At 65.6% G+C, this 13,801-nt stretch carries 14 protein-coding genes; 2 read left to right on the forward strand and 12 right to left on the reverse strand.

Features of this window, described 5'->3' with window-relative positions:
• Positions 1 to 13: 13 nt before the first annotated feature.
• From BFL28_RS13025 to BFL28_RS13060, 8 genes are all read right to left on the reverse strand, one after another.
• Positions 14 to 1,231: an acyl-CoA dehydrogenase family protein gene (locus BFL28_RS13025; RefSeq protein WP_173655747.1), complete on the reverse strand. Its 1,218-nt coding sequence runs from the start codon at positions 1,229 to 1,231 to the stop codon at positions 14 to 16.
• Between the two features lie 18 nt (positions 1,232 to 1,249).
• A complete protein-coding gene (locus BFL28_RS13030) occupies positions 1,250 to 1,795 on the reverse strand; it encodes a flavin reductase family protein (protein WP_069320980.1) in 546 nt (181 codons plus the stop codon).
• A gap of 49 nt (positions 1,796 to 1,844) precedes the next feature.
• Positions 1,845 to 2,735, reverse strand: a complete 891-nt coding sequence (locus BFL28_RS13035; RefSeq protein ID WP_079247126.1) for a VOC family protein — start codon at positions 2,733 to 2,735, stop codon at positions 1,845 to 1,847.
• A gap of 94 nt (positions 2,736 to 2,829) precedes the next feature.
• Complete coding sequence (locus tag BFL28_RS13040; protein ID WP_069320982.1) at positions 2,830 to 3,141, reverse strand: hypothetical protein; 312 nt, start codon at positions 3,139 to 3,141, stop codon at positions 2,830 to 2,832.
• Positions 3,138 to 3,323, reverse strand: coding sequence for a hypothetical protein (locus BFL28_RS13045; RefSeq protein ID WP_206599117.1), 186 nt, complete (start codon positions 3,321 to 3,323; stop codon positions 3,138 to 3,140). Before BFL28_RS13045 ends, BFL28_RS13040 begins: the two co-directional genes overlap by 4 nt.
• Positions 3,320 to 3,820, reverse strand: a complete 501-nt coding sequence (locus BFL28_RS13050; protein WP_193790887.1) for a hypothetical protein — start codon at positions 3,818 to 3,820, stop codon at positions 3,320 to 3,322. Before BFL28_RS13050 ends, BFL28_RS13045 begins: the two co-directional genes overlap by 4 nt.
• Before the next feature lie 44 nt (positions 3,821 to 3,864).
• Complete coding sequence (locus BFL28_RS13055; RefSeq protein ID WP_206599118.1) at positions 3,865 to 4,437, reverse strand: DoxX family membrane protein; 573 nt, start codon at positions 4,435 to 4,437, stop codon at positions 3,865 to 3,867.
• Entirely contained in the window at positions 4,434 to 4,883 is a 450-nt protein-coding gene (locus BFL28_RS13060; RefSeq protein ID WP_069321100.1) for a hypothetical protein, read from the reverse strand. The genes BFL28_RS13055 and BFL28_RS13060 overlap by 4 nt, the downstream gene beginning before the upstream one ends.
• A gap of 183 nt (positions 4,884 to 5,066) precedes the next feature.
• On the opposite strand from BFL28_RS13060, the gene BFL28_RS13065 reads away from it, so the two are divergent.
• Positions 5,067 to 5,633, forward strand: a complete 567-nt coding sequence (locus BFL28_RS13065; RefSeq protein WP_069320983.1) for a nuclear transport factor 2 family protein — start codon at positions 5,067 to 5,069, stop codon at positions 5,631 to 5,633.
• Between the two features lie 36 nt (positions 5,634 to 5,669).
• Entirely contained in the window at positions 5,670 to 7,592 is a 1,923-nt protein-coding gene (locus BFL28_RS13070) for an FAD-binding monooxygenase (protein ID WP_069320984.1), read from the forward strand.
• Positions 7,593 to 7,643: 51 nt separating this feature from the next.
• Here BFL28_RS13070 and BFL28_RS13075 read toward each other — a convergent pair whose 3' ends face one another.
• The 4 genes from BFL28_RS13075 to BFL28_RS21800 form a co-directional block, all read right to left on the reverse strand.
• The gene (locus BFL28_RS13075) at positions 7,644 to 9,134 is read right to left on the reverse strand and encodes an MmgE/PrpD family protein (protein ID WP_158011655.1); all 1,491 of its coding nucleotides are present in this window, start codon (positions 9,132 to 9,134) and stop codon (positions 7,644 to 7,646) included.
• Positions 9,135 to 9,241: 107 nt separating this feature from the next.
• Positions 9,242 to 11,725 carry a TonB-dependent receptor gene (locus tag BFL28_RS13080; protein WP_079247130.1) on the reverse strand — a complete coding sequence of 828 codons (2,484 nt, stop codon included), beginning with the start codon at positions 11,723 to 11,725 and terminating at the stop codon, positions 9,242 to 9,244.
• 294 nt (positions 11,726 to 12,019) lie between these two features.
• Positions 12,020 to 12,667 carry a TetR/AcrR family transcriptional regulator gene (locus tag BFL28_RS13085; RefSeq protein WP_079247131.1) on the reverse strand — a complete coding sequence of 216 codons (648 nt, stop codon included), beginning with the start codon at positions 12,665 to 12,667 and terminating at the stop codon, positions 12,020 to 12,022.
• A gap of 721 nt (positions 12,668 to 13,388) precedes the next feature.
• On the reverse strand, positions 13,389 to 13,664 hold the full coding sequence (locus tag BFL28_RS21800; RefSeq protein ID WP_173655748.1) for a hypothetical protein: 276 nt from the start codon (positions 13,662 to 13,664) through the stop codon (positions 13,389 to 13,391).
• Between the last annotated feature and the right edge of the window lie 137 nt (positions 13,665 to 13,801).

Here is a 13,801-nt window from a genome sequence, read left to right on the forward strand (position 1 = left end):
CTCGCCCGCTCGATCAGACGATCACGCCGGGCGGGATCGGCTTGCCGAAGGTGAACGCCGCCTGCGCGGCATAGACCGGCTGGTCGACATTGCACGCATGGCACATCGCGACCGACATATCGCGGTAGAAGCGCTGGATCGGGTTCGAGTTGCGCGCGACATTGCCACCGACGTTCGAGAAAACCGCATGCGCGGCGTCGGCCGCGCGGCGCACCGCGCGAACTTGGTTGCGGCGCGCCTCATGCTGCATCGCGCGCGACACCTCGCCGCCCGCCATCGCATGGTCATAGGCGCGCTTCATGTCGTCGATCAGATGCAGGCGCGAGGCGGCGATATCGGCCATCGCCGATCCCAGCACCGCCATCTGATAGGGGTTGTCGATCGCCTTGATCCCGCCGCGGTTCACGCGGCTTTCCGAATAGTCGCGGTACCGCCGCACCACCCCCTCGGCGAGCCCGATCGTCGCAGCCGAGATGATGCCGGGAAACACGACGTCGAACGGCATCGCGTACAGCCGGGAGTCTGGCCGGTTCTGGCGGAAATAGAAGCGATCGTTGAGCTTGCGCACGTTGATCACGCGATGATCGGGGACAAAGGCATCGACCGCCTCCACGTCCTTCGACCCCGTGCCGCGTAACCCCATCGTGTCCCAGCTGTCGTGATGGATCACATAGTCGCTGCGCGGCAGGATGAAGTGGTGCGGCTCGGTGAACTCGCCCGGCCGGCTGCCGTCCGCGGCTTCAGCCATGCCGCCGACCACGATCCATTCGCACCAGTCCGTGCCGGACGAGAACGGCCAGCGGCCGGTGAAGCGCCAGCCGCCCTCGACACGACGCGCCTTGCCCAGCATCGCATAGGGTGACGCGGTCCAGGTATAGACGTCCTTGCCCCAGACTTCTTCCTGCAGGCGCGGGTCGGCTTGGCCGAATTCGAAGGAATGCACGCCGACCACGCCAGCGCACCAGCCGACCGACGGCGCCTCAGCCGCGATGTCCATCACCAACCGGCTCAGTTCGGACGGATCGCCTTCCATCCCGCCAAATTCGATCGGCTGCAGCACACGCATGATTCCGCTGTCGCGCAGGATCGCATGCACCTTCGGCGTCAGCTGTCCCATTGCGTCGCACGCCAGCGCCTCTTCGGCCAGCACCGGCAACGCCGCATCAATGCTCGCGCGCACCTCGGCAAAGGTCGAATTGCGCTCCGCCGTGGCGGGGGTGATCTTGCTCACTTGCATGACTCTCTCCAATTATCCTGTGCGGGCCGGGACCGGCGTGCCGCCCCTCGGCCGAAGGGCGAAGTCGCCCCGAAAGAAGATCAGCGGCTCGCTGGCGGTGCAGGCCGGATTCTCCTCCAGCGCCTCTGTCGCGATCACGATGAGATGATGGTCGCCGATCTCCAGCGACCGCTCGATCCGTCCGGAAATCCAGGCGAGCGCGCCCGCCAGCCGCGGCGCCCCGTCGGCCTCGCGCTGCCACTCGCTCGAAGCGAAGCGCGTCTGGCGGCGAACGCCGAAATCGCGGCACAGCTGCGCATGTTCGGCCGGCAGCACGTTGACGCAGATCTCGCGCGAGTTGAGCAGCGCGGGCAGCGTGCGCGAGCGATTGTCGACGAACAGGCCTACCAGCGGCGGATCGAGCGAGATCGAGACGAGCGACCCCACGATCATCCCGACCGGCTCCCTCCCGTCCTGTGCGGTGACGATTGAGACCGATGTCGGCACATTGCCCAGCACCTTGCGGAACGCGCGCGAATCGATGCGGTCCTGCGGGTCGGTCTCGATGGCTTGGTTCATATGCACGGCATGCTCCTCGACGGTCCGGACGCGATGGCCCGGGGCGTCATCAGCGTTCGATGATCATGGCTGGCGGCAGATCGGGGCGCAGTTCCTTGTGTCCCCAGATCGACGTGGTCGAATAGGTCTTGGGTTCCCACAGATCGTGGATCGCCACCCCGCCAAAGCCGTATTCGATGCGCAGCACGGAGGGTGAGAACAGATAGGTCGAAACCATCCGGTCGTTCGAATGGCAACCGATCGACTTGCTGACCGGCACATCGTGCTGCGCGCACAGGTCGATCGCCACGCCGACATCGTCGAGCGCGTTGACTTCCAGCATCAGGTGGTGCGCGCCCATCTTGCCCGGCACCGGGGATGCGATCGCCAGCGAATGGTGGCGGCCGTTGCAATGATAGAACAGCAGCTCGCGCGGACCATCGATGATGCGGTCCGAGATGTTGAAGCCCAGCACCTCGCGATAGAAACGGTCGCTGACGCCCAGATCCGGCACCGCCAGCACGATATGGCCCATGCCCTGGTCACCAGTGCGAAAGCCGCTCATCGCGCGGCCGGGCACGAAGCCGTTCGGGGTCACATACTGGCCCCACGCCAGCTCGTGGCGGAACCCCGCGGGATCGATGAACCAGCAAAAGCCCGCCACCTTGCGCGCCGCCGCCTCGTCCCGAGTGGCGCGGTGCAGCTCGCGGCCCGCCGCGATGATCAGCTCGCCCAGTGCGATCGCCTCCGGCTCACCCGCCACAGTCCAGCCGATATAGGCGATGTCGTTGCGCCCGCCGGGATGGACCCACAACCGACAGTCCGCCTCGTCCATCCGGAAGCGCTGCGCGCCGTCCGCCGCATCGTCGAGCAGCTGCAGCCCCAGGATCGCCGTCCCGAACGTCCGCCACTGCGCCGCAGCGGGGCTTTCCAGCCCCAGATAGGCCATCGAGCGAATCATGATGCAGCCCTCTCCATGAGATTAATCTACTCTAGATTCTTCATTCTACAATATACAATGTTTTGTTGTTATTCAGTGTCTTAAATATTTCGGGTTACTGCGCCTTGGGGATCGGGCCTGCCACCGCCTTCAGCGCCGGGTCGCCGGGGAACGCGTCGTTCAGGATCTTCTGGCACACGGCCGTCTTCTTTGACGGATCGGCCGTCACGATCTGGCGGATGTCGTCGAACTTGACACCCTCGGCCGTGCGCCGCGCCGCGACCGGCTTGCCGAGGCCCGTGTTGTAATAATAATCCCAGTACATGGTGCAGCGGTTCTCCGGCGGCAGGTCGCGCTGCCCGCACCCGGCCAGGCCCAGCCCGGCCACCACCATCAGCGCCAGCCGCGCCTTGTCCTTGCTCGTCATGATTTCACCCGATTGCGCCAGAGATAGAAGGCGAACCCCAGCCAAGCGATGACGAGCGAGAACACGTCGTAATAGCGCAGCGGACGGAAGATCGTGTAGCCGAGCCCGGTCGAGCCGACATAGACGGCCAGCGACAGGAAGATGCACGCCACGATGGCGATCGTCTCGTTCTTGCGGATCACTTCGTGCCCTCCGACCGGATGGTTTCGGCATAGCCGTCCTTGAGCGCGCGGTTCGAATGCCACAGCCATAGCGGGTCGAGCCGCGGCTTGATCGCGGCGGCCAGATACCCGCTATAGGCGAGCAGCAGCACGCCGTTTAGGAACAGTTCCTGCGGCCCGGTGAACAGCTGCCGCGGGGTCTGGACGATCACGGTGTTGAGATAGAAGATGTTGACCGTCGCCGGCATCTCCAGGATCAACGCCAGCAGCACGAAGCGGTTGGTCAGCAGCATTATGCCGAAGACGAACTCCATATACTTGACGGCCTGGTACAGGCCGAGCGCGGCATTGGCCGACGCCCATTCGCCGCCGATGCCCGGTATCTCCGGCACGTAGCCGGTCAGGATGTAGCGGCCGCCCGAGAAGAGCAGATGCGCGCCGAAGAAGAGGCGGATCCAGGTGATGATGTAAAAGGTCGGCGAATCGTTCGCCGCCCCGGATGCTCGGTCACGCATCATGGCTGATGTCCTGTTCGAGGGAGAAAATGGCGCGGGTCATCGCTTCAACCGCGCGGCAGTTGATCGTCGCGCCTGAACACGCGGCCCAGCAGCAACAGGTCCCGCAAGCTGCCGGGCGACGAGCGCAGCGACAGCATCGGCACGTAATATCGGACATAAGCCAGTGCCAGAATGACGTTCATGTACAGGCACATGACCCCCATATAGGTAGGGTTGAACAGCCGGTCGGTGCGCAGGTTGAGGAAGATCGCATTGTAGAAGACGATGGCCGAGACCGGCAGCAACAGCAGCACCGCGGCCGGCACGAAGACGCCGAAGATCAGGCAAAGCCCGCCGATGATCTCGACCGTCTTGACCATGTCGAACATGCCGACCTCGATCATCGAGACCAGCATCTGGCTCGACAGCGGCAGCGTCCCCAGGGGCTGCGGAAAGCCCGGCATCAGGCCGAAGCTGGGCGCCCAATGGCTATAGCCGCTGACGATCATCCATCCGCCGAGGAACAGTCGCATGAGCGTGCCGATCCCGGTCCACAACGTGGCCCGATCCAGCGCGATCGTCACGCGATCGTCGGCGACCTTGCCGTCATGTGCCACTGGTTGCGTACTCCCCTTCATTGCGCCGCGCCCTGGCCCGCGGCTGCATCGACATGGCGCTCGCGCTTCACGATGCGGCCGTTGCGCGTGTCGAATATGTCCACCACGTCGCGTGCCGGCTCGCCCCGCGCCGCACCGATGCGATGAAACACGACGACCGTCAGGCCCTCGCCGATCACGCGGCGCACCTGGTGCGCGACCGGCGCGCCGCTGCGCCGGTCCGAGGCCAGCGGCACGTTGTCGGCCGCATCCGACGCGAAATAGTCGCGTGAGGCGCCCGCGCCGTCGCCACGGTCATAGGCCTGCGCCATGAAGCCGCGCACGATTTCGCGCGGCAGCTTGCCGGTGCCCGGCGCCTTCCAGTCCCAGCCCATGCCATTGTGCATGCTGTTGTAGATGCCCGCGGTGAACGCGATGCCCAGCGCGATCGACAGCAGCTTCAAGGTGGAACGGCGTACCGTGATCATGCCCTCTCCTCGCTCGCGGGCGGCGCCGCTACCGAGCATTGTGATTGGCCATTGGATATCATCCGCGCGGCACCACGCCAGCGTGCAATGCGCGCTGACCGGTTTACGGACAGGGCGCGCGCGCGCCCTCGCCCCGCCGCGCCCGGCACCGCTAATCACCGGGCGCCAGCCATGGAGCGAGCAATGACCCATTCGAACGAGGACCGACATCGCGTCAGCCGGCGCGGCCTTGCCGCATCCGGCCTCGGCCTTGCTTCGGCCGGCGCGCTTGTCGCCGCACCCGCCAAATCAAGCGGGATACGCAGCCTGTCGCTAGAGGACCGCGTCGGCATCCAGGACTTGTTTACCGATTATCTATGGGCTTACGACTGCAGCGATGCGTCGGCATTCGCGGCGCTGTTCACGCCCGACGCGCTGGTGGTCGGCAAGGGCATCGAATATCGCGGGCGCGAGAAGATCCTCGCCTGGTTCGCGGGCCTGATCCAGCTGCGCGAGCGCGAGCAGGACGATGTCTGGATGCACGAGGCCGGCCAGTTTCATTTCGTGCCGACCGCGACCGGCTGCCTCGTCTATGCCTATGCCACGCACTTTCGCGCCAATACCGCCGCGGGCGAGCGTGGCGTGCGCAGCCTCGGTTATTTCGCCTGCGAATGCCGCAAGGACACGCGCTGGCGCTTCCACCGCTTCAGCATCTCGCCCTGGGATCGCCATCGTCTGCCCTGGACCAAGAAGCTGCCCTGGGCCGGCTGATCTGACTGGCGCCGTTCACTAAGAAGAGAGATCGTCGTGCAATTCTACGTTGATGGCTTCTACCCTGGCGATCCGTTCGTCTCGCCCCCAGCGCCCGGCGGGTCGCACGGCGCGGGCGACGCAGCGGTCCCGACCGAACTCGACGTTCTGATCGTCGGCTGCGGCCCCACCGGCCTCACGCTCGCGGCGCAGCTTTCGGCCTTTCCCGACATCCGCTGCGCGATCGTCGAGCGCAAGCCGGGGCCCCTCGAGATCGGTCAGGCCGACGGCATCGCCTGCCGCTCGGTCGAGATGTACCAGGCGTTCGGCTTTGCCGAGCGCGTGCTCAAGGAAGCCTATTGGGTCAACGAAACCGCCTTCTGGCGTCCCGACCCGGCCGATCGCAGCCATATCGCGCGCAGCGGGCGGATCCAGGATACCGAGGACGGCCTGTCGGAATTTCCGCACCTCATCCTCAACCAGGCACGCATCCACGATTTCCTGCTCGAAGTGATGCGCAACGCCCCCACCCGGCTCGAACCGCATTATCAGCGCCAGCTCGTCGAACTGACGATCGACCGCGCCGGCTCGCCCGACTATCCGGTCGCTGCCAGCTTCCAGACCGCAGCCGGTGAGATCGAGCGCGTGCGCGCCCGCTATGTCGTGGGCTGCGACGGCGCGCGCAGCTTCGTGCGCGGCGCAATCGGGCGTGAGCTGCGCGGCGATTCGGCCAACCAGGCGTGGGGCGTCATGGACGTGCTGGCCGTCACCGACTTTCCCGATATCCGCCTCAAGGCCGCGATCCATTCGGCCGAAGAAGGCAATGTCCTCATCATTCCGCGCGAGGGCGGCCATCTCGTCCGCTTCTATATCGAGCTCGACAAACTGGCGGCGGGCGAGCGCATCGCTAGCCGCAACATCACGACCGATCACCTGATCGCCGCCGCGCAGCGCGTGCTCCACCCCTATACGCTCGACGTCAAGGAAGTGGCGTGGTGGTCGGTCTACGAGATCGGCCAGCGGATCTGCGACAAGTTCGACGACGTACCCGACGGCAGTGAGGATGCGATGCTGCCCTGCGCCTTCATCGCCGGCGACGCCTGCCACACGCACAGCCCCAAGGCAGGCCAGGGCATGAACGTGTCGATCGCCGACGGCTTCAACCTGGGCTGGAAGCTTGCCGCCGTGCTGCGCGGCCAGAGCAAGCCCGAACTGCTGCACAGCTATTCGCTCGAGCGCCGTGCCATCGCGCAGGAGCTCATCGATTTCGACCGCGATTTCGCGCGCATGTTCAGCGCCCGGCCCAAGGATTCAGGCGAAGCGGGCGACGGCGTCGATCCGGCCGAGTTTCAGCGCTATTTCGTCAAGCACGGCCGCTTCACCGCCGGTACCTCGGTCCATTATCAGCCCTCGGCGATCGTTGCGGTGGACCAGCACCAGGCACTGGCCAGCGGCTTCACCATCGGCATGCGCTTCCATTCCGCGCCGGTCGTGCGGCTCGCCGATGCCAAGCCGATGCACCTCGGACATGCGCTGCGCGCCGACGGCCGCTGGCGCGTGATCGCCTTCGCGCCGGCGCAGGATCCGACCGCGCCGAGCGGAGACCTTGCGCAGCTGTGCGACTTCTTGGCTGCGCACCCGCACTCGCCCGTCGTGCGATACACGCCCTCGGGCGCGACGCCGGATTCGGTGATCGAGACGCTCGCCGTCCTGCAGCAGAACCATCGCGACATCGCGATCGGCGCCATGCCCGCCTTCCTGCTCCCGGCAACGGGCCGCTACGGCCTGCGCGATTACGAAAAAATCTTCTGTCCCGATCTCAAGGACGGCCCGGACATCTTCGACCTGCGCGGCATCGACCGCGAATACGGCTGCCTGATCGTCGTGCGGCCCGACCAGTTCGTGGCGCAGATCCTGCCATTCGACGATCATCAGGGTCTCGCGGGCTTCTTCGACGCGTTCATGCAGCCGGCCGGCTGATCCGCGCTTCCCCCGGGGTCGGACCGAACGGTCCGGCCCCACCCCGTCCGATCAGGCCGACATCGCCATCGCGGCGCTGAGGCTGCGCACGTCCGTCACGCGATCAATGCCGGCGATCAGTTGCCGCAACGCCGTGGCCTGCGCGTTCGGCAAGCCGGCATAATCCATGCAGTCGGCGAACTTGGCCTCGATCTCGGCCGGGGACATCGGCGCCTGCGGATCGCCCTTGGCCGCGACGACATGCTTCGTCAGCACGCGTCCGTCGCGGGTGGCGACTTCCACCACCGCCTGGCCCGGGCCGCCACGCGGGTTGGCCAGCCGGTCGTCCTGCACCGCGCTGGTGCGAGCGGTCATCGCCAAAATGTCGGCGCGCTGCAATGCATCTTGCGTGAATTGCGCGATGCGCACCTTGCCGTCGACGAGCGCGGCGGCGACGACCCAAGGAATGCTGAACTGCGCCTCCACCACCGTGGCCGGGCGGCGCTTGCGCTCGATCGGGTTGCTCAGGAACGGCCATTCGGCCGGCCCGTTGCGGATCACCACGCGCTCGATCTGATCGGGCCGGACGCGGTGTTCGGCAACGATCTGCAGCGCGGCATCGGCCGAGGTGTGCGACCCGCGGCACGACGGCCACGGCTTGAACGACAGCTCCTCCGCCGGGAACCGCTCGCCCAGATCGCCGAGCAGCAGCTCGTGCGATGCCAGCCCGCGATGATATTGCGCATACCAGCCCTTCTTGCCGTCCAGCACGCCGCGCGGTCCGGTCACGCCGCGCATGGCCAGCCGCGCGGCGAACACGCCCGCCGCGCACGCCATGCCCGGCCCCAGCCGTTTGGTGAGCGCGCTGTCGATATGCGACTGCGCATTACCGGCTGCCTGGTGATAGGCGATCCCCACCGCGTCGACGATCCGCGCCGGCGGCAGCTTCATCAGCCGCCCGGCCAGCATTGCGGCCGCGAGATAGCCGATCAGCGTCGTGTTGTGCCATCCGGTTGCAAAGCCGTCGACGCCGGGCTGCGACGAGATCGCGATGCGGCAGGCGATGTCGGTGGCGAGTGTCACCGCGGTCAGCAGCTCGCGCCCGTCGACGCCGCCGACCAGGTCGGCCACCGCCAGCGCGGCCGGATAGGTGATCGCCGCCGGGTGGAGATAACCGCGCCCGAACGTGTCGTCGAACTCCAGCGCATGCACCATCACCGCATTGATCCGCGCCGCATCGTGGGCCGGCACGCGCAGCGGCGAACCCCACACGACGCTCTCGCCCTTGCCGCCAAGCTCGCGCGCCAATTCGCGCAGCTCGCGCACGCCGGCTTCGCCGCGACCGGCGAGCGCGATCCCCATCGTGTCGAGCAACTGCGCGCGCGTCATGGCCAGTGCGGGTGCCGGCAGATCCTGGAAGCGCGTGCGGACGAGATAGTCGATCAGCGGCTCGATCGAATCGGGTGCGACAGCAGCAGCTGCGACTTGCCCGGCACGGGCCAGGCCCGGCAGCGCCAGCGACCCGGCAGCCAGCGCCGCCTCCATGAACGACCTGCGCCTCATCTGCATCCTCATGCTCCCCCTAATGCGATCTCGTCCTGCGCGAACGCGCAAAGGCGGGACGGCCCGTCCGGACCGCCCCGCCCCTTATTCTGCTCGATCCTGGCGGATCAGAACTTGTAGCTCAACTCGACCCCGAACTCACGCGGGCGGCCGATGTCGAGCATCGTGAAGCCGAACACCCGGTCATGCGCGACGCCGGTCAGGCCGGGGGTCGGCTTGGTCGACGGACCGCTCGGATCGAAGGCACCGGTCAGATAATATTTGTCGGTCAGGTTGTTACCGAACAGCGCAATCGACCAACCGCCCTCCGCCGCGAAGCTGATGCGCCCGTTGAGCAGGCCATAGGAAGGCAGCGTGATGAAGTTGGTCGGGCTGGGATAGCTGACCTGACTCGCCTTCCAACCCCAGTTGAGGTCGAACGCCAGGTCGCCTGCTTCGGCCACGGGCATTTCATAGCTGGCACCCAGCGAATAGGACCATCTCGGGCTGCGATAGAAGGGCACGTCGGGCGTGACGGCCACCGCGCCGCTGGCGCCGCGGATATCCTCGTCATATTTCGCGTCGACATAACCGACATTGGCGCGCAGCACGAGGCCGGTGGTCGGCGCGGCCAGGAACTCCACCTCGACGCCCTTGACCGTGGAGTCGCCGTTGACGGTATAGACCAGCGGCGGCGGCCCCGGATCGGCCAGCTGAATCTGCTGCGCGGCATATTTAGTCAGGAACGCCGTGACGTTGAACCGCACCTTGCGGTCGAACAAGTCGCTGCGCAGCCCAAGCTCATAGGTCCACAGATTCTCGTCGCCATATTCGTTGAGCCCGCAATTGGGCAACGGCGAGCGATAGCAGCGCGTCTGGATCCCGTCGTTGAACCCGCCGCCCTTGTAGCCCTTGGCGACCGAGGCATAGGTCATCACCTCCGGCGACCAGCGATAGTCCAGGCTGAAGCGCGGCGAAATGCTCGACCAGCTGTTGCTGGCGGTCTGCGTCGACGGGGTTGAGACCGATCCGGCCGGGCAGTTGGCGGGGTTGCCCACCGCCGGCACCTGCGCACCATTGGCTAGGCACACTTGTCCGCGGCCTTCGCGGAACGAGGCGAAGTCCTTGTTGTCCTTGCCCCAGCGCAGGCCCACCGTCGCGCTCAGCGCATCGGTGACCGACAGCGTCCCTTGCGCGAAGGCGGCGATGCTCTTGGTCTTGATGTGCTTGCTCTCGAACGTGCCGCGCCCGACATCGCCCTGGGAGGGGCTATTGACGCCAGCGGTGGGATCGAAGCGGCGGCGCAGGTTGATCGAATCGTCCCAGTAATAGAACAGGCCGGCCACCCACTTCAGCCGGTCGGAAAAGGACGATCCGTTGAGCTGAAATTCCTGAGTGAAATATTCGATCTTGGTCGTGTCGTTGAGCTGGACGAGCGGGATCGGCGTGCGGTCCCAATCCTGGTTCTGGATCTGGTCCATGTCGCGATAGCCGGTCAGCGACTTGATCGTGACGCTGTCGCTGATCTCATAGGCGATGGTGCCCGCCAGCCCGAAGCTCTTGAGCTTGTTCACGTCCGGCAGCAGGCCGCCATAGACTTCGTAGCGGCCGCGCACCTGGCCGTAATAATAGGCGAAGTCGCTGGCTGCGTTAGTGTAGCCCGAGGGCGAGACCGACAGCGGCGCGATGCCGCGCATGCCGTTGTAGAAGGCCGGCGAAGGCGGCGGATCGCCGGGGATCGCCACGCCGTAAAGCTGCGAGGGATAAAGGTCGGTGGGCGAGAAATTGGTCGCCAGCGTCGGCTGGCCGTTGTCGTTGGTGCGGATATAGTCGCCGCTCAAGTTGATCTCGAGCCCCGGCGCCGCCTCCCAGCGCAGCTGTCCGCGCAGCGTGGTGGAATCGCCGCCGCCGACATATTCGTCGTCGATGATGCGGTGGACATAGCCGTCGCGGCTTTTCTTGGCGAAGGCGAAACGGGTCGCCAGCCCTTCGGCCAGCGGCACGTTGAGCACGCCCGAGATATCGACGCGGTCGCGCGACCCGGCGGTGACCTTGAGCGACCCTTCCAGGGCGTCGGAGGGCGTCTTGGTGACATAGCGGATCGCGCCGCCGGCCGTGTTGCGGCCGAACAGCGTGCCCTGCGGGCCGCGCAGTACTTCGACCCGCTCGACGTCGAGCAGGTCGAGCAGCGCGCCGTTGGGCCGCGCGAACAGGATGTCGTCGATATAGATGCCGACTGCACTTTCCTGCGTGATGAAGCCTTGCGGCGCGCCGCCGATGCCGCGGATCGACACGCTGACGATCGCATTGCCCTGCGCCGCCGTGCCGCCAATCGCGACGTTGGGGATGAAGGTGTCGAACCCGCTCAGGCTGTCGGCGCCCTGCGCGGCGAGCTGGTCGCCGCCGACCGCGACGATCGACAGCGGCGTGTCCTGCAGCCGGGTCTCGGTGCGCTGCGCCGTCACGACGATTTCGCCGAGTCCGCTCTGCGGGGTCTCCTCGGCGGCAGCATCGGACTGCTGGGCCTGGGCGCCGGGCGCGCAAAGCGACGCGAGCGCGATCGCCAGACAACTCACGCCGAATCCGGCACGGTTAAAATCAAAGGATCGCACCCGACACCTCCCTAAACCAGTTCATTGAACATGTTTGTTTTTTGTTATTTTACGCCGGCGACTGCACGGCCACCTGCATCGATCGCAACTGAACTTCGCGATGCACGATGCAGGTCGCGCCGCTAGCCATTCGCGACCGTAAAGCACATGCCCTGCATTCATCGCAGGCCCTGGTGATAGGCTCGATCGAACGCGGCGGTTACGCCTTTCTCGCGCCGTGTCCGTAGTAAGGACAGGCCGACGCGCCGGACGCTGACGGGCGCTAGCTCATTGCCAGCATCGGCGGCGAGCGGGTCAGGGCAGTGCGTCGGGATCCGCTTCGGCAAGCGCGATCAGGCTATACCCGGTCATGCGCAGATAGCCGGGCAGCGCTTCGCCCGACGCGTTCATGATCAGGTTGCCGTCGGCGCAGATCAGCGTGAACTTGCCCAGGTTATGGGCGCGATCGGGGCAGCGGCGCTGAATCTCGGCCGGCAGCGTCTGCCGGTACCAGGATGCATATTCCTCCAGCACCGCTTTGCGCATGTCGAGAAAGCGCTGGCGCGAGATTTGTTCGCGCACGGACTTGTCGATGCTCAGGATGACGCCCAGCCGCCAGAAATCATGCGCCGACCCGAACTCGTTCTCGGCCGCGTCGCAATAGATGCGCTGAAGGTGTTCGCGCGCGCTTTCGCCCGGCCGCGGCCGACGCTTGGTGTGGAACTCGGTCAGCCATTTGCGGCTCTCGTCCATCAGCGAGGCAAACAGGATATCCTTGCTCTCGAAATGCCAGTAGACGCTGCCTGTCGGCAGGTTCGCCTTGTGCGACACGCGCGGGATAGTCGTGCCGAGGTAGCCGAATTCCTGCGCGACCTGCAGCGTCGCGTCCAAGATCCGCTGACGATTGGCCGCGCTTGACCGATGCTCGCCGTGACGCCGCGCTGGCCTCCCTGTTTCTGTCATTTGGACGTGTCCCCGTTCCGGTTGCTGTGCGACCCGCGCGCAAGAACTGTCTCAGCCCTTTGCCTCAGCCCGCTGGGCAACGCCTGGCAGGGCGCAGCCCGGAACCGCCGCTCGAGGTAACGAAGATCGGTCGTCATTGTCAAAGTGGTCCGTCGGAATTGCGGAGCCTGGCCGAAGTCCGGACAGCTGCCTGTCCGTCCGGCGCACATCTATGAGCCCCGACAGCAAGGACTGCTCAAAACCAGTCTCCTCACGAGGGCCTAGATCATATCGCGCCGATCGCATCAATGGGTCCCTGACTTATCGGCAACCCTTTCTGATAAATCGTGCTTCAGGAGAAGAATGGCCGCCTTCGAAATCGTCACTTGGGAACTTGAACGACTGCAATTGGGGCGCTTTGCTGACAGGCCGCTCCACCAATCAAGGTCCGACGGCTGATGGGCCGGTTGCGGACTGGCAGCTCGTGGGCGCAGAAGCAGTAAAAGCGGACATGCGCTGCCTACCAGCTTTGAACTCAGACATTCAGGAACAGCCAGATCACGAGTGCGAGCGATATGTCCAGGACAGTAGGCGCGGCCGGACCGGCTTGAGCGCAGTGGCCTTGTGAGCTTACAGTCGATTTAGGATTGCGCGAGCTCGGCGCTCGGCCGACAGAAAGATGAAGATTGCGATTGCGAGGAAGGCGGGGGCGATGGTCTTGGGCACCATTGTTAACCTAGCCTCACTTTTCGTGAATGCCTATGCGCTCGAACTCTCGGGGTTGCTCGACCGGGGCGATAGCGCCCGTGGTGGTGATATGTCGCCAGATGGTTGCGGCTGGCCTGTGGCTCTCTATCGCCGTGATCGGGTGCACCTCGGCCTTTCTGAATTCGGCGCTGATCGTAGTTATCAGCGCGCCGGTGGTCCCGGACGTCGCCAAGCCCTTGCGTTTACCGCCCAAGCGATTCCTGATGCCGTTCTCGTAAATTTCGGTGCTCGTCAAATGCTGTACGCTCATCGGCACATCGACCAACTTGCTCGCGGAGGACATGGCGCGCGTCGCTGGGCAGCGGCCCTCTCGGCCTGTTCGAGATCAGGCCCGTTGGGCTTCCCGTCGCGCTGGTCGGCTGGCTTTACCTGTTCCTGTTCTCCGGC

The sequence above is a fragment of the Sphingomonas turrisvirgatae genome, assembly GCF_001721295.1.
GTDB classification, from domain to species: Bacteria; Pseudomonadota; Alphaproteobacteria; order Sphingomonadales; family Sphingomonadaceae; genus Sphingomonas; species Sphingomonas turrisvirgatae.